Below are 25,677 nucleotides of genomic sequence, written 5' to 3'. Positions count from 1 at the left end.
ACACCCCCACTCAGTGATCGGACACCATGTTGTCGAGCTCCCGCACAATTTTCGCCCCGTCTACGCGCAGCCCATCGTGCTGATATTGATTCGTCACCAGGGTGCGGGCATCGCGATACATGGCTGCGGTGTTCATCGAGTAGGAAAATGGCACGAACACATCGTCCACGTAGACCGCCGCTGCCACGACGGCGGGGACGGCGGACAGCGCCGAAATGTCGTAGAGCGAAGGGAAATCGGTGCGTTCGGCCAGTTCCTGGGCCTGAGTTTTCAAGCCATGTAGGGCCGGGTCCTCGTCAAATTGCCACGGGAAAATGTGCTCGCCGGTGAGATAAAACGGCCCAGTCTCGTTTGGATCTGCGCCCTCTTCAAATCCGGCCATCTCCTCCCGGATCCGGTGGGCAGACCAACGGGTCGCCTCGCCGGGACCTGCATAAATTGCCTCGTGCATAGCCGCATACAAGGGGCCTCCAGCAAAGGAGACCCGCTGCCCCACATCGAGCAAGAAGTCCGAGCGCAGGCGTTTTTCGCCCCACACCGTGTGGAATGGCTCCTCCAACAGATAGCCCAACGTATCGAAGCCACTTCCCCGCCCCAGCTCAATGCCGATGGTGCGGAAGCGCCGGGAACTGAGCCGCTCTCCGGTCAGCAACGTCTCCTCCGATTGGTCCAGGTGATGACAGATCTCCCGAATCCGGGACTCAGCCCACGGAAACTGCTGGTAGAACTGCTCATGACGGCGCCGCAGGGCGGAGTAGGTGGCGCGATAAATGTCGTCGATAGGCGTGCCCACGGCAGGCAGCCCGCCGGTCAGATATGCGCGTTCGATGCGGTCGGGGAACATCGAGCAGTAGGTGGTGATGCAGAAACCGCCAAAGCTCTGGCCGAGCAGCGACCAACGCTCGAGTCCGAGCATTTCCCGGAAGGCTTCCGCATCCCGGCAAATATTGTCAGCACGCAGCTGGGCAAGTTGATCGGCGGACCACCCGGACGAGGCGTCTACGCGGGTCGAGCGGCCGGTACCGCGCTGGTCAAGTAGCAGCAGCCGGTACTTTTCCAGCATCGGCGCCATCCAACCGTCGATACCAGTCGGTCGAGGCGCTGGAAATCCCGGACCGCCCTGGAGGTACACCAGCATAGGCAGGTCGGCGCCACCGTCGGGCTGAATTTCGCGGGCGTACACCGTGATGGTCTCCCCTTCCGGTCGGGAGTAATCCAGGGGAACCTCAAGGGTGTGCTCGATGAAGGTGTGTCCGAAGCGACGGTATGAATTCATATCTCCACCTTATCGGGCACAATACTGAGTATGACTGCAGTGCAGAAGTTCGCGCCGGGGCTCGTCCTCGCGGTGGTGGGGGCGGTGATTGCGTATGTCCTCGATCTGGGGGTCAAGGCGCTCACTGGCGTTTCGACGCTCATCCTGGTCGCCATCATTGTCGGAATGATTCTCGGCAACGCGCGTCCGCTTTCCGACCGCTGGCGCCCGGGACTCACACTCGCTTCCAAGCAGGTTCTGCGTCTCGGCGTAGCTCTACTCGGCTTCTCGATTTCCCTCTCGACGCTCGCCGACCTGGGGCTGGTCTCACTAGCAACTATCGTCGCCATCGTGGTCGGTGGTACTGCGCTGACCTTTGCCCTCACCCGCTGGTCGTCGCTCTCCCGCGAACATGTGTTGATGATCGGCGCCGGGTGCACCATCTGCGGAGCTGCGGCGATCAGCGCGGTGGAAAGCGTGCTTCCCAAACGTAAGGCGGAAGAGTTCGCCTCAGCGATTGCCGTCATCGTCGTGCTCGGCACGGCGATGATCGCCGTTGGCCCGCTGGTAGCTGTGGCGTTTGGGCTCACCCCGGAACAAGCAGGTCTTTTCATCGGCGGTTCCACTCACGAGGTTGGCCAAGTGGTGGCTGCCGGAATGATCTCCGGCGTGGTCGAAATGGCCGTTGCAGTGAAACTGGGCCGGGTACTGCTGCTAGCACCGGTGGTGGCACTGATCGGGATGGGCGGGTCCGCCAAACCCAACGCCAAGACGCTCTTTCCGCTCTTCATCCAAGGTTTTCTACTCGCAGTGTTGCTGCGAACTTTCCTCCCGATTCCCGAGGAGCTGCTGAGCCTGCTCGCTGAACTCAAAACGTGGCTGTTCGCGGCTGCCATGTTTGCGCTCGGCACCACGGTGACCGCGCAGACGCTCGCAAAATCCGGGCTGCGCCCCTTCCTAGTGGGTCTAACGGTCACGGCTGGAGTCATCGGCATAGCAAGCCTGGGCACCCTGCTGATTTGAACACCGTTTAAGATGGGTGCATGAGTCTTTATTCGGTCAAGATGCGGGCCTCGGCCGGTGGCCGACACACTTCCGGCGCGGAGCGCATCGTTACTGTCGCACAGCTCCCGGCTACCACCCAGGCTCTCACCAATCGCGCACTGAGCCACCCCAACGGCGTGCCAGATTTCCTCAACGTCTCGGTCACCGAGATCATCGGTGACATTGTGCAGGTTCCGGCACTGGAGGTCGTGGAAGTAGCGTCGCAAAGCGTGGCAGAAACCCACACCTACCTGCAACAATTCTTCGCCGACCACAAGCTGAACCCCCTCGCGCTGGAGCTGCTATTTTCGGTGACAGGACTGCGAGGAGCCATGCTTATCGACGCCCGCACCGGCGCGAACCTGTCCCCCGACCCGGACCGCGGGGTGCGGGTCAGCGCCATGGATCATGCTGATTCGGCCGCGGCGGAGTCGAAGCAGTACTTTGCGGAAGCGATGGCGCTGGCAGCGAAGGTTGCCGCGCACCCCAATATCCTGGCTGAGCTCTGTATTTCTGACGATCCGGCGTACACCACCGGCTACATCGCCTTCGAGGGCACGTACTACCGGCTGCGCAATTGTAAAGCACCGGGAGAAAAACTCGGCACGCGGGTATTTCTCTACGACGGGCCCGCCGCTGAGGTGGCGGAGACCATCGACTACTTGGAAAACACGCCAGTGCTGGTGATGCCGCGATGAAACTCACTGAACTTGCCCGCACCCGAAACGATGAATGGTCTGCTGCAGGGCTGCTCCGCCAACCGGGAACATTCAGCACAGCGCAGCACCCCGTGGCACGCATTGACGGCCGGGACTTTGTGCTGTTTTCTTCCTCCAACTACTTGAGCCTCGGCACGCACCCGTTAGTGATTGCAGCAGCTCAAGAGGCTCTGGAGACCTTTGGTGCGGGCTCGGGCGGCTCGCGGCTGACCACTGGAACCACCGACCTCCACGTGGCTGCCGAACAGTCTTTTGCGCATTTCGTTGGCAGTGAGGACGCGGTGTTCTTTGCCACCGGCTACCAAGCGAATCTGTCGACGATCGCCACCCTCGGCGGAATGTGCGACTCCTTGACCATCTTCTCCGATTCCCTCAACCACGCCAGCATCATCGATGGCTGCCGCATCTCCCGAGTGCCCCTGGAGGTGTTTCCACACGGGGACACCGTCGCTCTCGAAAGCCTGCTAGAAAGCCGGAAAACAGAGCATGCCCTCGTCATCACCGACGGGCTGTTCTCGATGGACGGCGACATTGCGGCGCTCACCGAGTTACAGGAGGTCTGCGCTCGACACAACGCCTGGCTCATGGTCGACGATGCCCACGCCATCGGCACTCTCGGCGCGCACGGCCGCGGCTCCGCCGAACACCACGGCGCCCCGCTTCCGGACATCCTCATCGGCACCGCCAGCAAAGCCCTCGGTGCGGAGGGCGGCTTTGTGTGCTGCAGCCACGACTTCGCGACGCTGCTGCGCAATCGCGCCCGCTCCTACGTGTTCTCCACCGCGACTCCAGCCAGTGCCCCCGCCGCGATCCTCGCCGCGCTGGGACTTGTCGACGCCCAACTCCCCCGCCTACGCCAGAACATCGCTCACTTGCGCAGCGCCCTCGGGTTGCCCGATTCCCCATCTCCGATCATCCCGATCCTGGTCGGCGACGAAACTGAGGCCGTACGCAGATCGGCCCAGCTCAAAGAGCTGGGCCTGTGGGTTCCGGCGATCCGCTACCCTACTGTGAAACGGGGCGAGGCGATCCTCCGGGTGACCGTGATGGCCGATCACTCGGAGGAGCAGATAGATCTGTTAGTCAGCGCTCTTCAGCGCGTAAGTGGTGAGCAGGTTTCCAACTGAGGACACCTTCGCGTCGAGCAGTTCGAGGCGGGTGGGCTGGTCGATGCCGTCGAAAAGTCGCTTGCCTGGGCCGCCGGAGGCTGGGTGGATGGTCAGGTGCAGCTTGTCGAGGAGCCCGGCGAGCAGGAGCTGACGGATGACAGAGATGCCGAAGACGGTGATGCCGCCGCCCTCCGTGGTCTTGAGTTCGCGGACGAACTCGATGAGTTCGCCCTCGATGAGCTCCGAGTTTTCCCAGCTGAGCGGGGCCTCAAGCGTGGTGGAGGCTACGAACTTGCGCATCGGGTTGATGATCGGCCCGAAGTCATCCGTGACGCCGGGCCAATACTGGGACCATTCGCGGTAGATTTGTGCCCCCATGATGCCGGTGTCGATCCCGGACATCGCGGAGGTCATCATCTCGGCCTCGTCGGGGCCAAAGCAGTCGAATTGGAACAGGTTCGGGCTTTCGACATTGCCGTCGACGGAGCTGAACAGGTGGGCGTTTACGGTGCGCATGCCTACTTTTGTACCGTAATTTGCCAGCCGGCATTGCCTGCACGACGGAACTCGGTGACTTGGTAGCCTTCGTCGGCGGCCCACTGTGGGATGGTTTCGGTGGCCTGCGTGCAGTCGAAATCGATGACTAAGCGGTCACCCGGTTCGAGGTTGGCCATGGCTGCACGGGCATCAACCAGTGGGAATGGGCACACCGCGCCCAGAGTATCGAGTGCGTAGGTCTGCTCTGCGATCTGGCGCAGGCCCTGCTTCGCTTCGGTACGGACCTTGAGGGCGACCGGGGATACTGCGAATGAATGAAAGCTCGTTTCCTCGGCTACCTGCTGTGGCTGGGCAGCAACTTCCTGAGTCGGCTTGAGCCACAGCTTGGCAGCGATGCCCACACCGACTGCGGTGAACAGCAGTGCGACCCAGCCCTGGTAACTGAACAGGCTGGTCTGAACCATGCCGTTGCCCACGGTGCATCCCCCGGCCCACGAGGCGCCAACGCCCATCATTACGCCGCCGATGACTGAGCGCTGCGCTTGAACGGCATCCGGGAGTCGCACGCGGAATTCGCCCGTGGCCTTAGCAGCCAGGTAAGAGCCGAGCAGAATGCCGACGACCAGCAACGTACCCCAGTTGAGGAACTTCAGATTGCCGGTGGCTGCATAGGAAAACACGTCAGCAGTCGGCGTCGTGATGCCCAGACCCGAGTTGCGTCCAGCCGCAGCAGACAGTGGCCACGCAATGACACCAAGGATGCCAATCAGGGCGCCCGCGGTGTAAAGGTGCAGCGGACGCCGCCATACTGGTTCGTTCAGCGTGGCTTTAGGGCCGCGCAGTGCGTCACACTGCAGGAAGAAGTTGACGGCGTATACCGTAAACGCTGCCAGACCCAGGGCAAACCACCAGGAAGAGACACCGAGCGTTTCGGGAATGGTGCGCATGTTTACTGTGCGCTCGCCCAGGAAGTCATTGACAGGCTTCAGAGCACCCCGTTTCATCGCAGCGGCGCTGACGCCATAAAAGATAAGCGCTAGCCATGAGCCAACCAGGCCCTCGCCCGAGCGGTACCAGGTACCAGAGGCGCAACCACCGGCCAGCACGATTCCGAGACCAAAGAGCAGGCTGCCAGCGATGACGGCGAGCGGAGCGAAGTCATCGACCTTTGGTGAGATGACCCCGGCCGTCGTTAAGCCAGCAATACCCACCGCGTGGATCGAGATGACGACGAATAGTGCGACAATGCTACGCCAGGACCTCAGAGTAAAGATGTCTCGCAGCATGCCCGTGACACAGAACCTGCCACGTTGCATCACAGCGCCGAGGACGACGCCCATGAGTAATCCGGTCACGATCATTGAACTTCCTTCCACTAAAACTAAGTTGTCTAACAAACATAGACCCATTAGAACCCTATTGTCTAGTACAGGTAGACATATCTGTCTATTTATTGACATGAGACAACCTCCGAGTCGCAACCAATCTGAGAACAGGGTTAAATGAGGAACGCCGGATTTTCGACTGGGAAGGAATATGTGTGAGCAACAATCAGCCGGATGGGACGGAACAACTTCCACCCGCCCCGAATCCCTGGCAACTGCTCACAGCCTTCAACACCCCCGGTCCGCGCTGGCCCGGCGCGTTACGCGCAGCCCTCGCCATGCTCATCCCAGGTTCCATCGCCTTACTACTCGGCCTGGATCACGAGGTTGTGCTGATCACCGCAGGTTCTTGCACCGTTATTTACGGTGAGGGACATCCGTTCCGCACCCGCATTCGCGTCCTGCTGATAGCGGCGACACTGATCATTTTCGGCACTGGAACCGGCGCGCTGGTCGGCCAAACTGTGTGGGGACACATCAATGCCGGCGATACACACTGGTGGTTGTTACTGACGGTCATCTTCTCCTGCGCCATCGCGGGCGTACTGCTATTCGCTTCAAATGCGCTGCGCCTGCCACCGCCAGGGCCGTTCTTTATTGTGATGGTGAGCTCCGCTTCAACCATGACTCCACGCCTGGGCGTAGAACCATGGGAAGTTTCTATGTGGTCGAGCCTTGGCGCACTGAGCGGTCTACTGATTGGCATGGCGCCAGCCCTATACAACCGCCAAAAGCCGGAGCTGGATGCCGTCAACGTACTGGAAAGTGCGATCGTCGCGCTCAAGGAGCACGGTGGGGTGAGTGTCGGGCGGCGCCACCAGGCAGAGTCCGCTCTGGCCAACGCATGGTTTGCGCTTGCCGACGCCCAAGTAATCCGAGGCGGTCGAATCATCGATCCCTCCCGATCCGAGCTCGTCAATCGCACCCTCGCCGCCCAGCAGGAGTTGGTGAAGGTTTCCCGGGGCCAGCTCACCGGAGCGACCGCGGGCGACAACCCGACCTATGTGGACACCACCCGCCTGACCATCCCGCATACGCGCCCCTCGGTGCGTTTCCGGCTGTACCGTTCGATGTCGTGGCACAGCCACGCTACGGTGACCACCGTCCGGATTCTCACCGCCTCCCTAATCGCATCAGTGGTGGGCATTGCATTGGGCTTCGACCGTCCGGACTGGGCAATCGTGTCCGCCGTCATGATGCTGCAGATGGGCCCGGATGTTGTAGCTGGCACGATTCGCGGCGTGCACCGCCTGATCGGTTCGATCATCGGCATCGGTCTTTTCGCTCTCATTCACTGGCTCGATCCCAACCCCCTCGGCTTGCTGCTCTTCCTGGCAATGACGCAGTTCTTCGCTGAGATCTTTGTGGTTCGCAATTACGCCATCACGGTCATCTTCACCACCCCGCTTGCCCTCCTCATGGGCGGCGCCACCCATGGCGAGCTCGGCCCGGTGGTGGTCTCGCGTATCGCAGAAACCACTATCGCGACCATCTTTGCAGTGCTTGCGTTGTGGTACGTCCTGCGTGGCGCTGATCAAAAGCGCCACAAGGAACTAACCGAGCGTTGCTTCAGCGCAATGGGCAATCTCCTCGGCGCCCTGACCTTTAAAACTCCAGCGCAAGCCTTGGCTTTTCGACGCGACCTGCAACACGAACTCCTCGGCGAACGTGGCACCATCCAGTCCCTCGCAGCTAACCATCGCCCCGTCGCCGCCGAAAGGTGGGACCGCCACTTGAGGATCCAAGTCGCTGGCTACGAACTGCTGGACTACTGCACCCACAGCGCGGACCGACAACTGTCGATGCCTGAAGTTGAAAGCCTGGCGACCCTCGTTCGTGAATGCAACGAGGTTGTTAGTCCAGAAACTCGTTAATCGCAGCGACCACGGCGTCCGGGTTTTCGAAGACAATCCCGTGGCCTCCTGGTAAGAATTCCACGTGCGAGTCCTCGATCAACTGACTCAGTTCGCGCTGATGGTGTGGCGGAACCATGGCGTCTTGCGCGCAGGACAACACGAGGGTCTCCGCGGTGATGGACTGTGCGAGGTCGCGGATATCGATGTCCCGGTTCAATCGCATCTGGGCATCCCCCGCGTCGGTCAGCCGAACACTATTTTTGGTGGTCGCTAGCTGCGCCGGGGTCATCCCAGCCAGAAACTCTGGCCCGAACACGCTGAGCGCAATAAACTCCCGCAATGCCGCTTCATCGCTATCCCGGAGCCGGAACCACAGGTCACTTCGCAACTTTTGGTGCGCATCGGTGCGCGCCCAGCCGCCCAACAGCACCAGCTGTCCGACGGAGTTTGGGTGTTCACCCGCATAGGCGGCTGCCACCACTGCGCCAAGCGAGTACCCGATGATGTGAGGTGTCCGTAGACCCAGCCCACCAATGAGTGCCTCGACTTGGTCGGTAAGACCACTGAGCTGTAGGTCCGTCTCCACCTGCAGATCGAGCCCGATGACCCGCCGATCCCGGGCAAGCTCCGGGAAGATGAGACCGAAGTGGGAGGCCGTGGAACCGAACGTTCCGTGTAGGAGCACAACCACGTCATCGCAGCTGCCCGATGGATCAGAATCGAAATACCGACGCGCGAAAGCAGCATTGAAGAAATCGAGGGCGCGCAGTTTAGGCATGCCCACAAGCTTATTCGCCAAATAGATCCGCGGAACGAACCACTGCACCTCGCGCTTTAAACTCCTGACGCGCTTCCTCGAGCAATTCGGGCTCAGCAAGTGCATCGATAGCAACCTGTCCCAGACCGATCGATGAGTCAAGGATTGCAGTCGCCGCCGCCTCCGACGCTGCTGCCTGCTCCATTCCTGGAGTGTGCAGGGCAACACCTACGGGGGCGATCTTCACCATCGGGTGCATACCTGGCACAACTTGGGACACATTCCCGAAGTCGGTAGATGCGGCCAAAGTATCCGGGATGACTCCGGAGGGCAACGGGGTTCGGCCTCGGCGTGCTTGGGTGCGCTGCCAGCGCCTCACCAGTGTTTCGTTGTTGCGAACGGGCAGCGTCGCAGGGTGCACGTCCCAGTTCTTAGTCACCTTTACACCCGCCATGAGAGCGGCCCCATCAATGATGTCGTCCACGCGTTGCGATAGATCCAACATCGTGTCGGTATGCAACGAGCGAACGTAGATACTCATAGTCGCAGTGTCGGGAATGATCGAAGCCCGCTCCCCGCCCTCGCTGATGATGGCATGCAGACGATCTGAATGTGGCATCTGCTGACGCAACAAACCTAGCCCTTGGTACGCCAGCGTTGCAGCGTCGAGTGCGTTTCTCCCCATAAACGGCTCGGAGGACGCATGCGCAGAAACACCATGGAAAGTGACAGACAGATTACGCCGCCCGACCCAAACGTGGCTTCCGATGTCGTAGGAAAACGGGTGGATCATGATGGCCGCATCTACGCTGTCGAAGACACCGGCGCGGATCAAATACTCCTTGCCGGAGTGACCTTCTTCCGCTGGCGTGCCGATGAAAGCTACTCGACCTGGCAAACCGGATTCTTCGAGCGCCACCGCAGCAGCGAGGAAACCGCCAATACCGCACGCTGCGATGACATTGTGCCCGCAGGCATGACCAATACCTGGCAGCGCATCATATTCGCTGAGGACTGCGATGGTGGGATGCTGCTCAGGGTCAAAATTCTCCGACATCGCCTCCGTGTACAGCGCCGTCTCTACGCCACCGATGCCACGTTGAACGCCGAAATCATGGCGTTCGAGTAGCTTCGCAATTTCTGCTGCCGAACGATGCTCTTCGAAAGCGACTTCTGGATGCGCGTGTAGATCCAGTGACAGGTCGACCAGTTCGTCGTGCACGTCCTCCGCTTGCTGGGCCACTATGGACCACAATCGCTCCTGGTCTGAGTAGTCATCCGCGTGGGTCGGGATCGAAGGGACAGCCGCGATATCCGAAGCTACTTGGTTACTGATGTGGTCAAGGTATGCAGTGGACGGGGTGAGATTACGACACATTACGCACCTACTTCTGCATCATGATGTCGGCACCTGGACCCAGTGGCAGGTCGAGAGCGTACCAACCGAACAAGATCAGAACCCAGGCAATCCAGAAAGGAACCACGAACGGAATCAGTCGAGACATCAGGGTTCCCAGACCCGCCTCCGGCTCATAGCGACGCAATAGGCCGAGCACCACAATCATGTATGGATTCAGCGGGGTCATCACCTGAGTCGCGGAATCTCCAACACGGAAGGCTGCTTGTACAAACGCCGGCTCGTAGCCGAGCAGTGCGAACATCGGCACGAACACCGCAGCCATTAGCGTCCACATTGCGGAACCGGAAATAATAAGCAAGTTGAGACAGGAGGCGAGGACGATGAACGCGAGGATCGCCCCGAAGCCCGTCAAGTGCATCGATTCAAGCAGAGCCGCACCTTTTACTGCCGTGTAAGTGCCGATGCCTGTCCAAGAAAACAGGGCTACGAACTGGCCGAGGATGAACGCAAGCACCAGGAAGTCAACCATATCCTTCATGGCCAGCCCCATCATCTTCACTAAGTCTGGCATTCCCTTAATCGTGCGGAGGACTGCGCCGTACACCACCCCCATCACCATGAAGTAAGCGAAGACAATGAAGACGATTGAATCCAGCAAAGGAGACTTTGGCAGGAAGGAACCGGCGTCGTTACGCCACGGAGACGCAGGAACCAGCACTGAGGCGAGGATCACCACGGACAGCACCACCGCTGCTCCGAGGGATGCCCATAGCGCTTTGAGTTCTTTTGGCGTGAGCTGAGGGGAAAGCTCATTGCCACTTTCGTCACGATCCCCGCGGTCCTGCGCATCGTCTTCACTCACAGCTTCTTCGGTAGGAACGCCGAGGCGCACCATGCGTGGCTCGAGGACCTTATCCGTGATGGCACCAGCCAACACACCCAGGATCAAGGCGGAGAAGAAGTTGAAGTAAAAGTTCGACACCGGGTTCACTTCGGTGGCCGCAGTGCCCGGCAGTGTGGTCATTACAGCGTTGGTAATTCCAGCAAAAAGTGCATCCAGGCTGGTTGGAAAGAAAGAAGTGGAGTAACCCGCGCCTACTGAGGCAAATCCGCCAAGCAGACCGGCCACCGGATGACGCCCAGCCGCCTTGAACACCATAGCAGCCAGTGGAGGCACAACCACCCATGCCGAGTCAGCCATGACAGACGCGGAAACACCTACCACACCTACTGCATAGGGCAGAGTCCATCTTTTTGCGGAGGCAAAGAGCTTACGCACCAACGCGCTAAGCATGCCCGAACGCTCAGCCACGCCCACTGCGAGCAAGATCGGCAGCACGGTAAGCAGCGGAGGAAAACCAATGTAGTTCTGCCCCAGGTTAGTAGTCAGCCAGGTCATGCCTGTAGCGGTAAACAGTCCATTGATCCGCAGCTCGTCTTTGCCTGGCACCAGGACGCTGACACCCATCAAGTGCATGATTGTGGAAGCGACACCGGTGATCAAAAATAGGATGAGGAACAGCGTAAATGGTTCCGGAAGCTTGTTTCCCACTACCTCGATCGTGCCGAGGATTTTATCCCAGCGAGAAGTGGCGGACTTTCTCTGCACAGCCGTGTTCGTCATACTTCTTGCCAGTCCTGTTCCCTAATAGACTTCACATTCCCATATGTGATCCACCACACTATTAAATTTCAGGCGACGATTCCGACAAAAGCACGATTTGAAACCGATTTGAGACCAAGTCCAAAGCGCCAGCCCCAGCAGTTCAGCCCACGATGAACCTCACAAACAGTTGGACCTCAAACCAGGGATCGCCCCTCAACGCAAACCCGGAGCCAGCGGCCTAAATCGAGCGCTTAATACTCTCCATCTTCTTCCCGCGCGCCAGTTCATCCACCACTTTGTCCATGTATCGAATCTTCTGCATCAGTGAATCCTCGATCTCCTCTACCCGATAGCCACAAATAACTCCCGTGATGCGGGACGCGGCTGGGTTGAGGCCGGGGATGGCGTCGAAAAGCTCCTGCAAACTCATCGAACTGGTCGCCGCCGCGTCCAGGCCCGCCTGGTCGTAGCCGGTGAGCCAGCACAGGACTTCATCCAGCTCAGCCTTGGTTTTTCCTTTCCGTTCAACTTTCTTCAGGTAGAGCGGATAGATGTCCGCAAACGGCATGGCGAAGGCTTTTTCATGGTTCATGCGACCCAGCATATCCCGGCCCCAAAAGCAGCCCGGATAGCTTCGCAAACGATATCTTCTCCAGTTTCCGCCCCAGTACAGTTCATGTAAGCTGGCTCACAAATACTGTTTGCAAAATATGCAAACTGGGTAGCGAACTGATAGAAACGGTGAATGCCTGAAAGCGGGTACCCGAAAGGAACACCTCTAAGACCCTTAGAAGGAGCCATATGTCAGTGGAAAAAGTAGACGTCGTCGTTGTTGGTGGCGGACAGTCTGGAATCGCCGCGAGCGAGCACCTCACCGCGAAAAACATCAGCCACGTGGTGTTGGAAAAGAATCGCTTGGCGGAGCAGTGGCGCAGCGGGCGGTGGGATTCATTGGTCACCAATGGCCCAGCATGGCACGACCGTTTTCCACTACAAACTCACGGGGTGGCCGACGACGACTTCGTCCCGAAGGACGGTGTCGCCGATTACCTCGAGACCTACGCCCGCGCGCACGGTGGCGATTTCCGGGAAGGCGTTGAAGTCCTATCCGTCACCCGCAATGCACATCGCCCGGGTTTTTACGTCGCCACCACTGCAGGCGACTTCGAATGTGACTACGTCATCGCTGCCACCGGCGCCTTCCAGGTTCCCGTGATTCCCTCCGTCGTACCGGATGCTTCGGGTATCAACCAGATCCACTCAGACAGCTACCGCAACCCCGCCGACCTGCCCGAGGGTGGCGTGCTGGTGGTCGGTTCCGGCTCATCCGGGGTGCAGATTGCGGACGAGCTTCGCGACGCCGGTCGCAACGTTTACCTAGCTGTCGGAGACCACGACCGCCCGCCACGACGCTACCGAGATCGCGACATCATCTGGTGGATGGGAGCTTTGCATCGCTGGGACGCCCCGGAATTCGAAGAGGGTGGCAAGCCTGTTGCCATGGCCATGTCCGGCGCCAAGGGTGGGCTGACGGTCGATTTCCGCGAATTGTCTCACCGCGGAGTGCACCTGGTGGGTAAGGCCCAGTCTTTCGCCGACGGTGTCATGCACTTTGCGGACGATCTTGCCCGCAACCTGCACGAAGGCGATCGTCGCTACCTGGAGCTGTTGCGCGAGGCCGACCAGTACGCCGCACTGAACAACCTGGATCTCCCCGAGGAGCCAGAGGCACACATCATCGCGGAGGATCCGGAAGCGATCACTAACCCGCCTCGCACCTTGGACTTCGCAGCTGAAGGCGTCACCACCATCATTTGGGCTACGGGCTTCGCACGCAAATACGACTGGCTTCAGGTGGAGGGCGCTGTCTCTCCGGAAGGCAACCCATTGCACCACCGTGGCATCGGCGCAGCGCATGGCATTTACTTCGTCGGACTGCCGTGGCAGAGCCGACGCGCCTCCAGTTTCATCTACGGCTGCTGGCACGACGCCCAGTTCGTGGTGAACTCGATCGCTTCGAAGCAGTTCTACCACTCGTACCGAACATAGGTAGCCTGGTGCCATGATTGAGGAATTCGAGGCGATCGGCCTACACATCCCGGACCAGCACAAGTTAGCTCGGAATATTGCTCGACGCGATGTCCCCGCAGTTCGTACGGCCCCGGGACTCGACACCCTCGGTTGTTTCACCGAATCCAGCGGTGCTCGGGTGCTCGTCGCCGAAAAAGGCGATGCGGTTGAACTGTGGCCGGCGCTGCGTTCGGAGGCGGCTCCCCGGATTGCCAACATCACGCTGGTGACGCCTTTTGTCGCCCTTGTCGACGTATTCGATGACCAACTAGCACTCACCCACCGGTTGGTTGCCGGCGTAGAAGATCCGTTCCGCTTCGAGATCGGAGAAACCGCCGGGGTTAAGGAAGCCCGCTTCTCAGCCATCGCAGTAGATGTCACCAGTTTCTCGTCTGAAGACGGGTACTCCGGCCCGGTGCCATTCGGCGCCTCATTTATCTCTGCGCCCGACCTGTTCGCCTTGGCGGAGGGCAGCGTCGAGCAGCAGGATCTCACCCCATACGTGACCATGGGTGTCACCGCGCCGGAACTTGAAGAACGCACCAACGAATTGAACGGGGCAACCACCTACATTGGCACAGTCTCGGAAAACCTACCAGTCACTTTTGCACTCCCGGCTTCCCTAGAGACGGCCCCGGGTCAGTGGTTGTGGGGCGCGTGGAAACTCATGGTCTCGCTCGGCTCCTGGGACTAGGACAACGTCTCGCCAGTGTTGTCCTCGACCTGATCAAGCAGGTCATTTTCTACGTACAGCGCGTACAGCAGGGTGGCAACGCGCCCACGGACTTCTTCATGCGGGAGATCCCACAGCTCTTGAGCGAACGGCGTTGACAGCCACCGCCCATTGCATCGGTAAATGAGGGCCAGCTCTTCGGCTACCGCGATCATGCCTTCCCGCAGCGCGTGGAGGCGGAGGTGATCGCCCGCCAACGCCTCCGCTTCCTCGGGGCTATAGCCCAGCAACACGCACCGTTCGAATCCTGCCATCGAGATCTCAGAACCGCTAACGAATCCGAATTCGAAGATGACGTACATCAGGAATTCGAGCATATTGTCCGAAAAGGGAAGCTTGCGGATGAACTGCGCCCAATCAGCAGGCAGAAAATTCACTGCCAACTCCCGGTGGATGACGGTGTCTAGGTCGGCGGAGTCGGTGCAATCAATCAAACTAAGCGTGGTCATGTCTGTAAGTTAGCGTCACTACTGGACACGAATCCCGCCACTTCGAACAGGTTCGCTAAAGCGCAACCACCCGGTCAGCTACCGAATCCACTAGAGCATGCTCATGCGAGATGAACAGCACTCCTACCCCACTGTCGGCGATATCCCGCAACACTGCGGCGATCCGCTTCTTCTTCGCCGGATCTAGCGCTGACGTCGGCTCATCACACAGCAAGTAGCGGGGCCGTTGCGCCAGCGCCCGCGCGATACACGCCCGTTGCAATTGCCCGTCGCTCACCTCGTCCGGCTTTCTTCCCAACAGCTCAATCGGGAGCAACGCCCGCTCGGCGCAAGAAACAGCATCCACGTCAGCACCCGCGATCCGCTGCGGCTCTGTAATGATGCGCTCCAGCGACCACCGGGGGTTGCAGGCTGCACGCGGGTCCTGCCCGATGAGCGCGATGTCGGTGCGCCGGTGGCTGCGAGCGTAGGAAAGAGGTTGGCCGTCGATAAGCACGCGTCCCGAATCGGGCCGGATGGCGCCACTGAGCACCCGCGCGAGGGTGGTTTTGCCGACGCCGGAGGGGCCGACGAGGCCTAAAAGCTCCCCCTGCGCGAGCTGCACCGAGACTTCTGAAAGCCGTGCGTGCGGCACGCTGATTGATTCCGCGACGAGCCCCCTAGCCATGTCGCACCTTCTCCAGCACCGTCACTTGGTCTGCGATGGCGGTCGCCGCCGCAACGTCGTGGCTGACGAGGAGGACACCAATCCCGGAATCAGCGAGCTCGCGAAGTGTCGCCAGCAACGCCGAACGCAGCTCAGGATCCAGCGCGCTCGTTGGTTCGTCCGCGATGAGGTAAGCCGGGTTGTTCGCCAGCGCCCCAGCCAGGCCGGCACGCTGCACCATCCCGCCCGAAAGCTGGTGCGGGAACAGCTTTGCGACGCCCGGTTCCAGCCGTACCCGATCCAGCAGCGCTGCAACGTTGTCCTTCCCGCACACTTCAGCCAGTTGCGGCCCAATCCGTCGCACCGGGGTGAACGCTTGGGGCAGAAATCCGACGGCAGCCGGGCGCGATACCCGACCGCTCATCGACGCACCTGCTGGAATGATGCCGAGCAGAGCCTTGGCCAGGGTCGTCTTGCCTGCCCCGGAGTCTCCGATGAGCAAGTGGATGGTGCCAGGCTCGACGCGCAAGGAGACACGGTCGAGCAGTACTTGTTCCCCCACCTTGATGGTGAGATTCTCTGCTTTCAGTGCGCCTGTGCCGGTAGGAATGTGCTCCGGCGGCTCGGCTGCACGCTTTCGTGGGATGAGGCTGACTCCGGCCAAGGTGGTGGCCAGCAGCGCGAGCCCGGGGAACACCAGTGTCCACCAGGCACCCTGGGTGATATCCGCCCGCGCGAGATCAAGTAGGGTGCCCAGCGAGGGGTCATCGGGTTGCATGCCAAGGCCGAGGAAAGACAGCGCCGACTCGTGCCAGATGGCATGCGGAGCGATCATCGCCAGGGCGATAACGATTTGTCCCGCGGCCGCGGGTGCAAGGTGGTGGCGCAGCACCCACCAGTGGCTGGCTCCTGCCCCGTAGGCAGCTTCCACGTAGGCCGAGGTCCGCGCCGCCAGGACGGCCGAGCGCACGACTCGCGCCACGGTGGTCCAGTGCGTTAGAGCAATGGCCAGCACTAATGCCGTCAGCGAACCCTTGAACAACGCCACGATGACCACGGACAGAATCAAGTGTGGGATGGCGCCGACGGCGTCGCTCAGGCGCATGAGGATGCGGTCCATCAGGCCGCCGACAGTGGCAGACACCAGTCCGAGGGCAGCGCCGATGAACGCAGCAATGGCCGCAGAGAACGCGCCCACCAGCAGCGATGCCCGCAGCGACTCGGCGGTGCGGATAAATAGGTCGTAGCCGAAGTGATCGGTGCCGAACACATGCTGAGCGCTCGGTGGTTGTAGCGCGGTGGCGAAGGAGGCTGCGCCGTCGGCGAAGAACAAAGGAACCAATAGCGCATAGCCGATGAGCACCCCGAAGATCCACCTAGACATCGCTCACCCGCGGATCCAGCAAGAGATAGGCGATGTCGGACAACAGTGAACCGAGCATCACCAATACGGTGGTGGCCGCGGTGACAAAGGCCAACAAGGGAAAATCGGTAGCCACGGCCGCTTCCACGGTCGCCTGGGCAAGACCTGGCCAGGAAAATACCGACTCCACAATCACCGCCCCGACCACGAGCTCACCGAGCCGCGCGCCCACCACGGTCACCAGGGGCAGCAACGAAACCGGCAGCACGTGGCGCAACACCACCTGCGATTCGGGCACACCCCGCAAGCGCGCGCTGAGCACCGCCGGAGAACTGGCAGCCTCTCTGGTTGCTTCGACCGTTGCCAACAGTGGCCAGGATGCCAAAGACAGCGCAAGCACCATCCCCGGCGCGACCACGTACGGCCCAACCCCGGCTAGCGTCGGTGCCACACCAGGCGGGGCAGCGCCTCCCAGCGGAATGGCGTGCAGCGCCACTCCGAAGACCGCGATGACGCCAAGCGCGTAGACGAAGGAGGGCGTGGCTGCCAGCAGCACGCCGAATCCATCCATCCCGCGGGCAATTAGTCCACGAGGTTTTCGCGCCGCCCACAGCGCGAGCGCCACCACCGCCACCAGCATCAAAGCGAGCCCGAACCCGGAGAGCAGCGCCGTCCACGGCAACCGTTCCGCGACGACGTCCGCAACCGGTTTGCGATAGATACGGGAATAGCCGAGATCCCCTTGGAACACGGCCGACCACCAGTTCAAAAACTGCTGCCACCACGGCCGATCCAGCCCGAGCGAAACGGCCAGCTCGGCACGTTCGGCTTCGGTGTACTGTCCGTATCGCGCGCCGAGCTGGTACGCCAAGGGATCGAGGGGCGATGCGGCGCTCAGCCCGAAGATGGCAAAGGTCACGCCGAACACGGTTGCGGCAATCGCCAACAGTCGCAGAGCTATCATTCGCCCCAGGCCAGCCAGATTGGGGCGCGATGTCACCGCTTCCACTCCGCGAGGTTCCACCATGGTCCCCACGTCGCGCCATGGATATGCGGCTCGAGCATGAGATCCGGCTTCACCCAGGAATTGGGGCGAGAAAGGTACACGTGATCCACCGTTCCCACCATGATCAGCGATGGGTTAGCGACGTATTTTTCCTGCGCAGCACGCCACAGGCTGTCCCGAGTCGTGACATCGACCTGGCCGCGCGCGCTGTCCACCAGAGCATCGAGTTCCGGCGAACCGTAGTTGCCAGGGTTGTCATAGGGGCTCGTGGTTAAGGTGCGCGTGTGCAGCTGATTGTAGGCAGACATGCTGACGTCGTAAGGCATCTCGCCCCCGCCCAACACGACCGCAATTTCAGTCATCCGCGGAGTGATGTCGTCCCAGGTGCCAGCTTTGGGCTCTACCGAGATGCCGAGTTCTCGCATTTGAGCGGCGAATTGCACGGCCAGATCACGGCGGCCCGAATCCTGCCCCGGGTAGTACAGCTCAAGGGAGAAACGGGTGCCGTCGGCGCCGCGGTGCAGGCCTGCCTCATCGAGCAGCGCGTTTGCCTTGTTGGCGTCGAATTCGAACGTCGCCTCGGGATTGTGCGCCGCCCCATAGAAGTCGGGGATGGGGGTGGCGGCAGCGGATCCGTAGCCGGCGAAGGGGCCGTCGATAAGCGCCTGCCGGTTTGTGCCGATGTTGAGCGCGCAACGCACGCGGGGGTCGCGTAGCTCTTTCGTGGCGGGGAGGGAGATGGCTCGCCAATCTGCGCCCTTTGCGACGTCCACCCGCACCTTCGCATTGTCCAGGTATTTCGTGGCGTGCAACGACGGGATCACCGCGCCGTGAAAGTCACCATTGATGACGCGTTGGGCGCGCGCCGAGTCATCTCCCGTGGCGGTGATGACCAACTCTTTGATCGGTACTTCCCCACCCCAGTACTTCGGGTTCGCGGTAAAGATGGTGTCGTCGCCGCGACGCTCGGAGAACTTGTACGCGCCGGTGCCGACGGGGTCGGCGTTGAGCTCCACCAGGCCTTGCTTTTCTGAAGGGGTGATCGGGTAGGTCAGTCGGTCGGAAAATTCACTCAGTGGGAACGCTAAGCGGAAAACGACGGTGTGCGCGTCTGGTGCCTCGATGCTGGTGATTGCTTCATAAGAACTAGCGACTTCCGAGCCAGCAGAAATATCCTGTGCGGTGCGATAGCTCGCCACCACGTCCGACGAGTCCAGTGCGGTGCCGTCAGTGAACTGAATATCTTTTTTCAGCTGAACGGTCCACTCCGTGGCGTCGGCGTTGTGGGTAGGCAGCTGCGCAGCGAGCGCCGGGGCGAAGTGTGGCAGCCGCCCTTGCTCGCCGGGTTCGGGGCGAAGGAGCCCATCGTAAATCGGGCTGACCCCGGTCTGGCCGTAGCCAGTGGCGGGGTGAAAACCAGAGCCGGGGTGATCATCGGAGAGCACCAGCCTGGTGGGATAGGCATCCTCCGCCGCCAAAGCGCCGGGATCCCCGCACGAGGCGAGTGTCAGACCAACGAGGGCAAGGATGACCAACGAGGCTTTCATATCTTCCATGTGTACCCCAGCTGAACTGCATTTTCAAACACTCAATTGAATATTTGATCATGCATGAATGGGTGACCTGCGCCCCAAGCAAAGCAAAGGCGAGCAGGATCACACGGAGGCTAGCCGTTCAGCACGCAATTAGCGATCAACTGATCCAACGCGCGAACATCCACACCCCGACCAACTTGAATCTTGATGCGTCCAAAACGGGTCCACATCTCGCTCTCGGCGTTGACATCCATCGTCCCCGCCTTCTCGGTCGACCACAGATCAACCGCCTTGAATGGAATCGAGTACGCCTCGGTCTTGCGACCAGTCATGCCCTGCACGTCCCGCAGTATCAGGCGCTTGTTGGTAAACACGGCGGTATCGCGCAGCGTGGCAAAGGCAGCCATCGGCTGCTCCCCTACCGCCATCATGTCTGCGATCTCTTGCGGGATGTCGATCGTACGCTGCAGGGTCAGGTGGGCCAGGTAATGAGGTTCCATGCCTGGAAGATAACCGAAGAAGCTTTGCCTCGCTAGCCTTGTGGTTTGTCCGCGAGGTGCTTATACAGCCCGATCATTTCCTCCGCTTGGGACTGCACTGTCCACTGTCCGGCCAGTTCCCGGGAGCGGGTAGCTGCCCGCTCCCGCCACGCCGGGTTCTCCAGGCTGTCGATCATGCGAAGAATCACCGCTGCGAAGGAGATTGGGCTCGGGTTGGCGAACTCGCCGTTGACTCCCGGCTCAATCACCAGATCAAGTTCGCTGTCGACTGCGACGATGGGAAGCCCCGCCAGCGCCGCTTCGTGGAGCACGAGTGCTTGGGTGTCGGTTTGCGAGGGAAAGGCGAAAAGGTCAGCCATCGCGTAGTAGGAGCCCAGTTCCGCCCGTGGCTTTTCGCCGGGCAGAAGTAGGTTGTGCCGTTCGCGCATGCGGGTGATGCGACGTGCGAGCTTGGGGTTTTGTTCCCAGTTGCCGACGATGAGGAGCTGGGCGTCGGGACGGATTTCGGTGACGAGCTCGAAGGCGTCGAGAAGCAGGACGAAACCCTTTTCGGGGGCGATGCGCCCGGCGTACATGATCAGCGGACCGTCCCCGCATTCGATGGGCTGCTCGCCGACTGGGAGCGGGTCGACGCCATTGGGGAGGCAGCGGACCGTCGCCGTCGGGGCAAGCATGAGGGCGCGATTCACGGTTTTGGGCGATGGCGCGGTAACCAGGTCGGCTTCGGTGAGCATTTTGCGCATGAGGCCGAGCAAGGAGGCGTTTTCGCCGAGTTCGAGACGGGCCTGCCGGATGTCATGGGCTGCGTAGACTTCGGAGTTATTCATGCGCGCAAAGAGGCGGACCACGCCCCTGAGCAGGGGCAACACCGCTGGGTAATGCTCGGCGTAAGCGTCGAAGTCAGTGTGCCACGTGACCAGGAGCGGAATGTCCAGGCGGATGGCTGCCCAGAGCCCAAGCACGCCGATTGGCCCGAAGCCATGCACGTGAATGACATCGGGCCGGTTCTTCGCCAGCTTCTTGATCATCTTCTTAAAACCCCGCCCCGATGCCACCCGGACCGGCATCTTCGGAACGAACACCGACGGCAGCCGGATTTCTTCCCTGCTCGGGTTCTCCTTGTGCGGATTCGGCCCCTTGGACTGGGGCGCAACCACGACCACCTCGTGACCGCGCGCCAGCAAATCTCCTTCGAGCTGCTGCACAGCCACGAGCAGGCCATTACGCGCGGGACCGTAATTGTCAACGAACTGGGCAACCTTCATTGCTTCGAATCTAGTACGCCTTCGGGTTCCCGTCCTGTTGGAGCAGGCGCTTGCCGACGGTCATCGGCCAGTTTTCCTCATTCCCAGGACCTACATCCCCAGCACATCCTTGAGCTCAGCGGCAATGCGATCGAGCCGTGTTCGTGCCTCGGCTCGCGGTACCTCCGCTTCGCCCACTGGCAACACCACTTCCAGGTAGCACTTCAGTTTCGGTTCGGTGCCGGAAGGTCGGACGATCACCCGATCATTTGCTGCGGTGCGGAAGTACAGGCCTTCGGTCACACCGCTTGGGTGCTCCCCCTTGGCCATATCAAGAAACTCAACTACTTCAGAACCTGCCAAAGATGCCGGTGGATGAGCCCTGAGCGCGGCCATTCCCGACGAGATGAGCGATAGGTCGGCCACCCGGAAGGTCAGTGGCGCAGTCATGTACAAGCCATGAACGCGGGCTAGCTCATCAAGCTCGTCCCACAAGGTACGACCGGATGCCTTGAGCGATGCGGCCATGCTGGCCACCAGCACGGAGGCAGTAATGCCGTCCTTGTCGGCAACGAACTCCGGGTCGCAGCAGTAACCGATGGCTTCTTCGTATCCGAAGGCGAGCGCTGGGGTGCGTGCAATCCATTTAAATCCAGTGAGCGTGGCGGAGTGTGCGAGGCCATGAGCAGCAGCAATCTGAGATAGCAGCCGGGAGGACACAATCGAGTTGGCGAAGGAACCCGTCGCGCCACGAGAAGCGATATAAGAGCCGAGCAATGCGCCGAGCTCGTCGCCGGAAAGTTGCTGCCAGCCGCCGTCGATAGGCGCCGCCACCGCGCAGCGGTCGGCATCCGGGTCATAGGCGATGATGATGTCAGCGTTAATCGACGTAGCGTGTGCCTTGGCTAGGTCCAGCGCACCCTTTTCCTCCGGGTTCGGGAAGGAGACGGTGGGAAAGTCTGGGTCGGGTTCGGCCTGCTCGGGGACCATCGACACCGTGAAACCAAGCGAGCTCAATATCGAAGAACCGAGTGCGCCGCCCACGCCGTGCATGGCGGTTAGAGCAACAGTGAGCGATCGATCCGGGCCTGCCAGTTCTGCAGCGCGGGCGTTGTAGTCGGCACGCGGGTCAACCTGTTCAATTCCAGTGGTAGACAGCTCGATTTCATCGGCAAAGGGCGCTTCAGCAAAGCAGGCAGCGATTTCTGCATCTGCCGGAGAGACCAGCTGCACGCCTTCCGCCGCGCCGGTAGCTACCCGGCCACCGAGGTAGACCTTGTAGCCGTTGTCTGCAGGCGGGTTGTGCGATGCGGTGACCATGATGCCGGCGTCGGCACCGTACTTCTTTACCGAAAACGCGGTGAGCGGCGTCGGGTTCTGCGCTGGCAGCACGAGGGCACGACCACCCAGTGCGGAAACGACTCCGGCGGCTGCCTTTTGGAATTCTGCGGAGCCGTGGCGGGCATCGCAGCCGATAACGACCACGGGATCCGCGTCGATCTGTCGGCGCAGCCACGTCACCAATCCCCAGGTCACGCGGGTAATCACAGCAACATTCAGACGGGACTCTCCTGGCCCGACCTCGGCCCGCAAACCAGCGGTGCCAAAGGATAGCGGCCCTTGGAAAAGCGGCTCCAACGCAGCGGTATCGCCAGCTTCCACTAGCCCGAGAACGTACTCCCGGTCGGCAGCACTCGGATCATGCTCTGCCCATTGCCGAGCTACCTCGAGAACAGTCATGAAAGCTCCCCCAAGATCGCTGCCGATGCAGACAGGCCCAACCTGGTGGCACCAGCCTTGATCATCTCCTGCGCTGCTTCGGCAGTGCGGATACCACCAGAAGCCTTGACGCCGAGACGACCGCCGACGGTCTGCGCCATGAGGGACACGGCGTGCACCGATGCCCCACCTGCTGGGTGGAAGCCGGTGGAGGTCTTGACGAAGTCGGCTCCAGACGCTTCGGCGGCGCGACAGGATTCGATGATTTGGTCGTCGTTAAGCGCTGCGGATTCGATGATGACCTTCAGCACCCCGGGGACCGCGGCGCGGACCTCAGCGATCTCGGCCTCCAGCTCAGACCAGCGACCATCCTTGGCCAGGGCGATGTTGATGACCATGTCGATCTCTTCGGCGCCGTCGCGAACCGCTTGAGCAGCTTCGAAAGCCTTTACCGACGGGTGCACAGCGCCGGATGGGAAGCCGACCACGGTGGCTATGTGCAGCCCTTCTGGTACGGATACCGGTAGCTGGGAAGGCGAAATGCAGACAGAATAGGTGCCAAGGCGCGCGGCTTCGGAGACCAGTTCAGCTACATCAGCGGCAGTGGCCTCTGGCTTGAGCAGGGTGTGGTCGATCATGCGGGCAACAGTGGTCTTATCGGACATAGGAGGTCTCCTTGGTGAGCAGGTAGCGGTCGGCGAAGAAGTAGATGATGGCGCCGGCGATGCCGACGAAGGCGAGGAACCACAGGACGGTGGCGTAGAGCTGGCCGTCCGAGGTGGATGCGCCGGACAGGCCCGCGAACCAGGTCACGCCCATGTCCTGCAACTTTGCGGAATAGGCGATGCCCAGCGGGATCGCAATGTTGATGGTCAGGTTGTAGAAGCCAATGGCAATACCGGACTTGGCCGGGGTGATGTTTTGCAGCGCTGTCTTAACCAGCGGGGCGTACATGAGCGCGAAACCGGAGGCGAAGAGGACGATGGCCAGGATCAGAACCCCTACGTGAGACTCGATAAACACGGCAGAAATAATCAGCGCGGAGATGATCATGCCGAGGGCGGTGAAGATGGCGGCGCGGGAGGACAGCACCTTGCCGATCAGACCCGAAAAGATACCCACCAGAACGGCGCAGACATAACCCGGAACCATGAGCAGTGCGGACTTGTCTTGGGACAGGCCGTGCAACGTGGAACCTGCGAACGGCAGGAGGAAAATGAAACCGAGCTGCGTGGAGTAGATGATGAGAACCAGCACCAGTGCCCAGACGTAGCGTCCGTTGCGGAAGAATTCCGGTGCCACGACAGCGCCCCGGTGGGAGGCAACGTGCCAGGCAAACAGTGCCACACCCAACACAGTAGGGATCAGCCACAGCCAGTTGAACGCCTGCATGTACATGGTCAGGCTGGCCGCGAATACGGCGATGAGCAGCAGGCCGAACACATCGAGGTGGCCTTCTACTGCTTCATCTTCCGGCACCATTTTGTGAATTACTGGCGCAGCCAGGAGCAGCACCAGTGGCACGAGGAACATGGCAGTCCAGGAGATATAGGTGGCGATGTAGCCAGAGGTCAGCGCGCCGACCAGCAAGCCCATTTGGAAAGCTGCGGTGGAAAAACCCAAGTAGGTTTTCTGGTCTTTTTCCGACAGATGCTTGGTGACGTAAATAACGTACAGCGTTTCCGCGGCGGCAAGTCCAGCGGTTTGGATGAGTCGACCAGCCAGGACCAAGGCCCACACGCTGGAGCCAAAGAAGCCGATGATGGAACCCACCGTGATCAGGGCGATGCCCGTCAGCATGAGCTTGCGGATGGAAATGGAGTCTGCGAGGGCGGCGTAGAACACGGCGCCGATGCCGATGATCACGCCGGCCAGAGATGCCTGGAGGCTGGCGGTGTTGTCCGAGATGCCCAGGCCCGATGCGATGGGGCCGGTCATCGTCTTAAAGCCGTTGTCAACGATCAGGCAGAAGACGAAGGAGAACAGGAGGACGGGGACAGCCGCCTTGGGGTTGACCTGGGTTTTCATTCGAGGCCTGCCAGTGGAAGAGCGATCTCCATCATGGCGGTGAACGCAGTCTGGCGCTCAGCTGCGGTGGTCTTTTCGCCGGTGATGATGTTGTCGGAGGCGGTGAACAAGCCGAGGGCGTCGATACCGTGGCGGGCAGCGATGGCGTAGAGGGCAGCCGATTCCATTTCGACGCCGAGCACACCCATGCGAGACCAGCGTGCGTTGGCGGTGTCATCGTCGTGGTAGAAGATGTCGGAGGACAAGATGTTGCCCACGTGGTAGCGGGCGCCCTTGGCTTCTGCCTGGTCGATGGCAGCCTTGAGTAGCTTCCACGAAGCTGTCGGGGCCCACGTACCTGGAATGTTGTACTGGTCCATGAAGTTGGAGTCAGTAGAAGCGGCCATCGCGAAGATGATGTCGTACAGGTTCACGTGCTTTTGCAGGGACCCACAAGAACCGATGCGGATGATGCGCTCCACCTCGAAGAACTTCACCAACTCGGAAGCGTAGATGCCGATGGATGGGATGCCCATGCCAGAACCCATGACGGACACTTCGTGCCCTTGATAGGTTCCGGTAAAACCGAGCATGTTGCGGACCTCATTGAACTGGACCACGTTGTCCAGGTAGGTCTCCGCGATGAACTTGGCGCGCAGCGGGTCTCCCGGCATCAGCACGGTCTTAGCGATCGGCGCACCATTGGGATTGATGTGCGGGGTATTGATGGTGGACATTGGATGCCTCCAAATCGATAGGGATCAACTAAGCCCCACCCTACCGCGCCCCAGAACATTTGACAATGACATGTTTTAC

General features: G+C 60.7%; 24 protein-coding genes. 6 read left to right on the top strand and 18 right to left on the bottom strand.

Translation table 11 applies throughout. From position 1 onward, the window contains the following. Nucleotides 1-10 precede the first annotated feature (10 nt). Nucleotides 11-1,276 carry an alpha/beta fold hydrolase gene (locus tag CKALI_RS03390; protein WP_156191962.1) on the bottom strand — a complete coding sequence of 422 codons (1,266 nt, stop codon included), beginning with the start codon at nucleotides 1,274-1,276 and terminating at the stop codon, nucleotides 11-13. Between the two features lie 30 nt (nucleotides 1,277-1,306). Between CKALI_RS03390 and CKALI_RS03385 the strand changes: the two genes are divergently transcribed. The 3 genes from CKALI_RS03385 to CKALI_RS03375 are packed head-to-tail and all read left to right on the top strand — an operon-like array spanning nucleotide 1,307 to nucleotide 4,145. Further along, nucleotides 1,307-2,278, top strand: a complete 972-nt coding sequence (locus tag CKALI_RS03385; RefSeq protein ID WP_156191961.1) for a YeiH family protein — start codon at nucleotides 1,307-1,309, stop codon at nucleotides 2,276-2,278. Nucleotides 2,279-2,298: 20 nt separating this feature from the next. Then, nucleotides 2,299-2,997, top strand: a complete 699-nt coding sequence (locus CKALI_RS03380; RefSeq protein WP_156191960.1) for a 6-carboxyhexanoate--CoA ligase — start codon at nucleotides 2,299-2,301, stop codon at nucleotides 2,995-2,997. Beyond that, nucleotides 2,994-4,145, top strand: coding sequence for an aminotransferase class I/II-fold pyridoxal phosphate-dependent enzyme (locus CKALI_RS03375; RefSeq protein ID WP_156191959.1), 1,152 nt, complete (start codon nucleotides 2,994-2,996; stop codon nucleotides 4,143-4,145). Before CKALI_RS03380 ends, CKALI_RS03375 begins: the two co-directional genes overlap by 4 nt. On the opposite strand, the gene CKALI_RS03370 is transcribed toward CKALI_RS03375, so the two are convergent. Further along, nucleotides 4,098-4,643: a dihydrofolate reductase family protein gene (locus CKALI_RS03370; RefSeq protein ID WP_156191958.1), complete on the bottom strand. Its 546-nt coding sequence runs from the start codon at nucleotides 4,641-4,643 to the stop codon at nucleotides 4,098-4,100. The two genes, CKALI_RS03375 and CKALI_RS03370, sit on opposite strands and share 48 nt — an antisense overlap. A gap of 2 nt (nucleotides 4,644-4,645) precedes the next feature. Further along, entirely contained in the window at nucleotides 4,646-5,986 is a 1,341-nt protein-coding gene (locus CKALI_RS03365; protein WP_156191957.1) for a YeeE/YedE thiosulfate transporter family protein, read from the bottom strand. A gap of 179 nt (nucleotides 5,987-6,165) precedes the next feature. On the opposite strand from CKALI_RS03365, the gene CKALI_RS03360 reads away from it, so the two are divergent. Beyond that, nucleotides 6,166-7,884 carry an FUSC family protein gene (locus CKALI_RS03360; RefSeq protein ID WP_231580521.1) on the top strand — a complete coding sequence of 573 codons (1,719 nt, stop codon included), beginning with the start codon at nucleotides 6,166-6,168 and terminating at the stop codon, nucleotides 7,882-7,884. Here the strand turns inward: CKALI_RS03360 and CKALI_RS03355 are convergent. The 4 genes from CKALI_RS03355 to CKALI_RS03340 all read right to left on the bottom strand — a co-directional run bounded on the left by CKALI_RS03355 (nucleotide 7,865) and on the right by CKALI_RS03340 (nucleotide 12,181). Continuing rightward, entirely contained in the window at nucleotides 7,865-8,644 is a 780-nt protein-coding gene (locus CKALI_RS03355; protein ID WP_197079750.1) for an alpha/beta fold hydrolase, read from the bottom strand. The genes CKALI_RS03360 and CKALI_RS03355 overlap by 20 nt on opposite strands. Nucleotides 8,645-8,654: 10 nt before the next feature. Beyond that, entirely contained in the window at nucleotides 8,655-10,001 is a 1,347-nt protein-coding gene (locus CKALI_RS03350; RefSeq protein WP_156191954.1) for a M20 family metallopeptidase, read from the bottom strand. Between the two features lie 7 nt (nucleotides 10,002-10,008). Next, the gene (locus CKALI_RS03345) at nucleotides 10,009-11,607 is read right to left on the bottom strand and encodes an AbgT family transporter (RefSeq protein ID WP_156191953.1); all 1,599 of its coding nucleotides are present in this window, start codon (nucleotides 11,605-11,607) and stop codon (nucleotides 10,009-10,011) included. A gap of 220 nt (nucleotides 11,608-11,827) precedes the next feature. Next, nucleotides 11,828-12,181, bottom strand: a complete 354-nt coding sequence (locus tag CKALI_RS03340; RefSeq protein ID WP_156191952.1) for a DUF2200 domain-containing protein — start codon at nucleotides 12,179-12,181, stop codon at nucleotides 11,828-11,830. A gap of 209 nt (nucleotides 12,182-12,390) precedes the next feature. On the opposite strand from CKALI_RS03340, the gene CKALI_RS03335 reads away from it, so the two are divergent. After that, a complete protein-coding gene (locus CKALI_RS03335; RefSeq protein ID WP_156191951.1) occupies nucleotides 12,391-13,638 on the top strand; it encodes a flavin-containing monooxygenase in 1,248 nt (415 codons plus the stop codon). 13 nt (nucleotides 13,639-13,651) lie between these two features. Then, nucleotides 13,652-14,353: a hypothetical protein gene (locus CKALI_RS03330; RefSeq protein WP_156191950.1), complete on the top strand. Its 702-nt coding sequence runs from the start codon at nucleotides 13,652-13,654 to the stop codon at nucleotides 14,351-14,353. On the opposite strand, the gene CKALI_RS03325 is transcribed toward CKALI_RS03330, so the two are convergent. The 11 genes from CKALI_RS03325 to deoD all read right to left on the bottom strand — a co-directional run bounded on the left by CKALI_RS03325 (nucleotide 14,350) and on the right by deoD (nucleotide 25,598). Continuing rightward, a complete protein-coding gene (locus tag CKALI_RS03325) occupies nucleotides 14,350-14,841 on the bottom strand; it encodes a hypothetical protein (protein ID WP_156191949.1) in 492 nt (163 codons plus the stop codon). The genes CKALI_RS03330 and CKALI_RS03325 overlap by 4 nt on opposite strands. Before the next feature lie 55 nt (nucleotides 14,842-14,896). Further along, nucleotides 14,897-15,508 (bottom strand): ABC transporter ATP-binding protein, encoded by a 612-nt coding sequence (locus CKALI_RS03320; protein ID WP_156191948.1) that lies wholly within the window; start codon nucleotides 15,506-15,508, stop codon nucleotides 14,897-14,899. Further along, nucleotides 15,501-16,871: an ABC transporter permease subunit gene (locus CKALI_RS03315; RefSeq protein ID WP_156191947.1), complete on the bottom strand. Its 1,371-nt coding sequence runs from the start codon at nucleotides 16,869-16,871 to the stop codon at nucleotides 15,501-15,503. Before CKALI_RS03315 ends, CKALI_RS03320 begins: the two co-directional genes overlap by 8 nt. Further along, complete coding sequence (locus CKALI_RS03310; RefSeq protein WP_156191946.1) at nucleotides 16,864-17,814, bottom strand: ABC transporter permease; 951 nt, start codon at nucleotides 17,812-17,814, stop codon at nucleotides 16,864-16,866. The genes CKALI_RS03315 and CKALI_RS03310 overlap by 8 nt, the downstream gene beginning before the upstream one ends. Before the next feature lie 32 nt (nucleotides 17,815-17,846). Beyond that, entirely contained in the window at nucleotides 17,847-19,412 is a 1,566-nt protein-coding gene (locus CKALI_RS03305) for an ABC transporter substrate-binding protein (protein WP_156191945.1), read from the bottom strand. Between the two features lie 110 nt (nucleotides 19,413-19,522). After that, entirely contained in the window at nucleotides 19,523-19,891 is a 369-nt protein-coding gene (locus CKALI_RS03300; RefSeq protein ID WP_156191944.1) for a PH domain-containing protein, read from the bottom strand. Nucleotides 19,892-19,923: 32 nt separating this feature from the next. After that, nucleotides 19,924-21,156 carry a glycosyltransferase gene (locus tag CKALI_RS03295; protein ID WP_156191943.1) on the bottom strand — a complete coding sequence of 411 codons (1,233 nt, stop codon included), beginning with the start codon at nucleotides 21,154-21,156 and terminating at the stop codon, nucleotides 19,924-19,926. Nucleotides 21,157-21,246: 90 nt separating this feature from the next. After that, complete coding sequence (locus CKALI_RS03290) at nucleotides 21,247-22,875, bottom strand: phospho-sugar mutase (RefSeq protein ID WP_156191942.1); 1,629 nt, start codon at nucleotides 22,873-22,875, stop codon at nucleotides 21,247-21,249. Continuing rightward, a complete protein-coding gene (gene deoC, locus CKALI_RS03285; protein WP_156191941.1) occupies nucleotides 22,872-23,519 on the bottom strand; it encodes a deoxyribose-phosphate aldolase in 648 nt (215 codons plus the stop codon). Before deoC ends, CKALI_RS03290 begins: the two co-directional genes overlap by 4 nt. Beyond that, nucleotides 23,509-24,882 carry an MFS transporter gene (locus tag CKALI_RS03280; RefSeq protein WP_156191940.1) on the bottom strand — a complete coding sequence of 458 codons (1,374 nt, stop codon included), beginning with the start codon at nucleotides 24,880-24,882 and terminating at the stop codon, nucleotides 23,509-23,511. Before CKALI_RS03280 ends, deoC begins: the two co-directional genes overlap by 11 nt. After that, the gene (gene deoD, locus CKALI_RS03275; RefSeq protein ID WP_156191939.1) at nucleotides 24,879-25,598 is read right to left on the bottom strand and encodes a purine-nucleoside phosphorylase; all 720 of its coding nucleotides are present in this window, start codon (nucleotides 25,596-25,598) and stop codon (nucleotides 24,879-24,881) included. Before deoD ends, CKALI_RS03280 begins: the two co-directional genes overlap by 4 nt. Nucleotides 25,599-25,677: the final 79 nt, after the last annotated feature.

The organism is Corynebacterium kalinowskii (genome assembly GCF_009734385.1).
Lineage (GTDB): Bacteria > Actinomycetota > Actinomycetes > Mycobacteriales > Mycobacteriaceae > Corynebacterium > Corynebacterium kalinowskii.
Note: the sequence above shows the minus strand (reverse complement) of the source record. Positions and strands in the feature narration are given on the sequence as shown.

Excerpts from the sequence above, each read along its gene's own strand:
- CKALI_RS03390 (WP_156191962.1), bottom strand. The coding sequence starts at position 1,276 with ATGAATTCATACCGTCGCTTCGGACACACCTTCATCGAGCACACCCTT.
- CKALI_RS03385 (WP_156191961.1), top strand. The coding sequence starts at position 1,307 with ATGACTGCAGTGCAGAAGTTCGCGCCGGGGCTCGTCCTCGCGGTGGTG.
- CKALI_RS03380 (WP_156191960.1), top strand. The coding sequence starts at position 2,299 with ATGAGTCTTTATTCGGTCAAGATGCGGGCCTCGGCCGGTGGCCGACAC.
- CKALI_RS03375 (WP_156191959.1), top strand. The coding sequence starts at position 2,994 with ATGAAACTCACTGAACTTGCCCGCACCCGAAACGATGAATGGTCTGCT.
- CKALI_RS03370 (WP_156191958.1), bottom strand. The coding sequence starts at position 4,643 with ATGCGCACCGTAAACGCCCACCTGTTCAGCTCCGTCGACGGCAATGTC.
- CKALI_RS03365 (WP_156191957.1), bottom strand. The coding sequence starts at position 5,986 with ATGATCGTGACCGGATTACTCATGGGCGTCGTCCTCGGCGCTGTGATG.
- CKALI_RS03355 (WP_197079750.1), bottom strand. The coding sequence starts at position 8,644 with ATGCCTAAACTGCGCGCCCTCGATTTCTTCAATGCTGCTTTCGCGCGT.
- CKALI_RS03350 (WP_156191954.1), bottom strand. The coding sequence starts at position 10,001 with ATGTGTCGTAATCTCACCCCGTCCACTGCATACCTTGACCACATCAGT.
- CKALI_RS03345 (WP_156191953.1), bottom strand. The coding sequence starts at position 11,607 with ATGACGAACACGGCTGTGCAGAGAAAGTCCGCCACTTCTCGCTGGGAT.
- CKALI_RS03340 (WP_156191952.1), bottom strand. The coding sequence starts at position 12,181 with ATGAACCATGAAAAAGCCTTCGCCATGCCGTTTGCGGACATCTATCCG.
- CKALI_RS03335 (WP_156191951.1), top strand. The coding sequence starts at position 12,391 with ATGTCAGTGGAAAAAGTAGACGTCGTCGTTGTTGGTGGCGGACAGTCT.
- CKALI_RS03330 (WP_156191950.1), top strand. The coding sequence starts at position 13,652 with ATGATTGAGGAATTCGAGGCGATCGGCCTACACATCCCGGACCAGCAC.
- CKALI_RS03325 (WP_156191949.1), bottom strand. The coding sequence starts at position 14,841 with ATGACCACGCTTAGTTTGATTGATTGCACCGACTCCGCCGACCTAGAC.
- CKALI_RS03320 (WP_156191948.1), bottom strand. The coding sequence starts at position 15,508 with ATGGCTAGGGGGCTCGTCGCGGAATCAATCAGCGTGCCGCACGCACGG.
- CKALI_RS03315 (WP_156191947.1), bottom strand. The coding sequence starts at position 16,871 with ATGTCTAGGTGGATCTTCGGGGTGCTCATCGGCTATGCGCTATTGGTT.
- CKALI_RS03310 (WP_156191946.1), bottom strand. The coding sequence starts at position 17,814 with ATGATAGCTCTGCGACTGTTGGCGATTGCCGCAACCGTGTTCGGCGTG.
- CKALI_RS03305 (WP_156191945.1), bottom strand. The coding sequence starts at position 19,412 with ATGGAAGATATGAAAGCCTCGTTGGTCATCCTTGCCCTCGTTGGTCTG.
- CKALI_RS03300 (WP_156191944.1), bottom strand. The coding sequence starts at position 19,891 with ATGGAACCTCATTACCTGGCCCACCTGACCCTGCAGCGTACGATCGAC.
- CKALI_RS03295 (WP_156191943.1), bottom strand. The coding sequence starts at position 21,156 with ATGAAGGTTGCCCAGTTCGTTGACAATTACGGTCCCGCGCGTAATGGC.
- CKALI_RS03290 (WP_156191942.1), bottom strand. The coding sequence starts at position 22,875 with ATGACTGTTCTCGAGGTAGCTCGGCAATGGGCAGAGCATGATCCGAGT.
- deoC (WP_156191941.1), bottom strand. The coding sequence starts at position 23,519 with ATGTCCGATAAGACCACTGTTGCCCGCATGATCGACCACACCCTGCTC.
- CKALI_RS03280 (WP_156191940.1), bottom strand. The coding sequence starts at position 24,882 with ATGAAAACCCAGGTCAACCCCAAGGCGGCTGTCCCCGTCCTCCTGTTC.
- deoD (WP_156191939.1), bottom strand. The coding sequence starts at position 25,598 with ATGTCCACCATCAATACCCCGCACATCAATCCCAATGGTGCGCCGATC.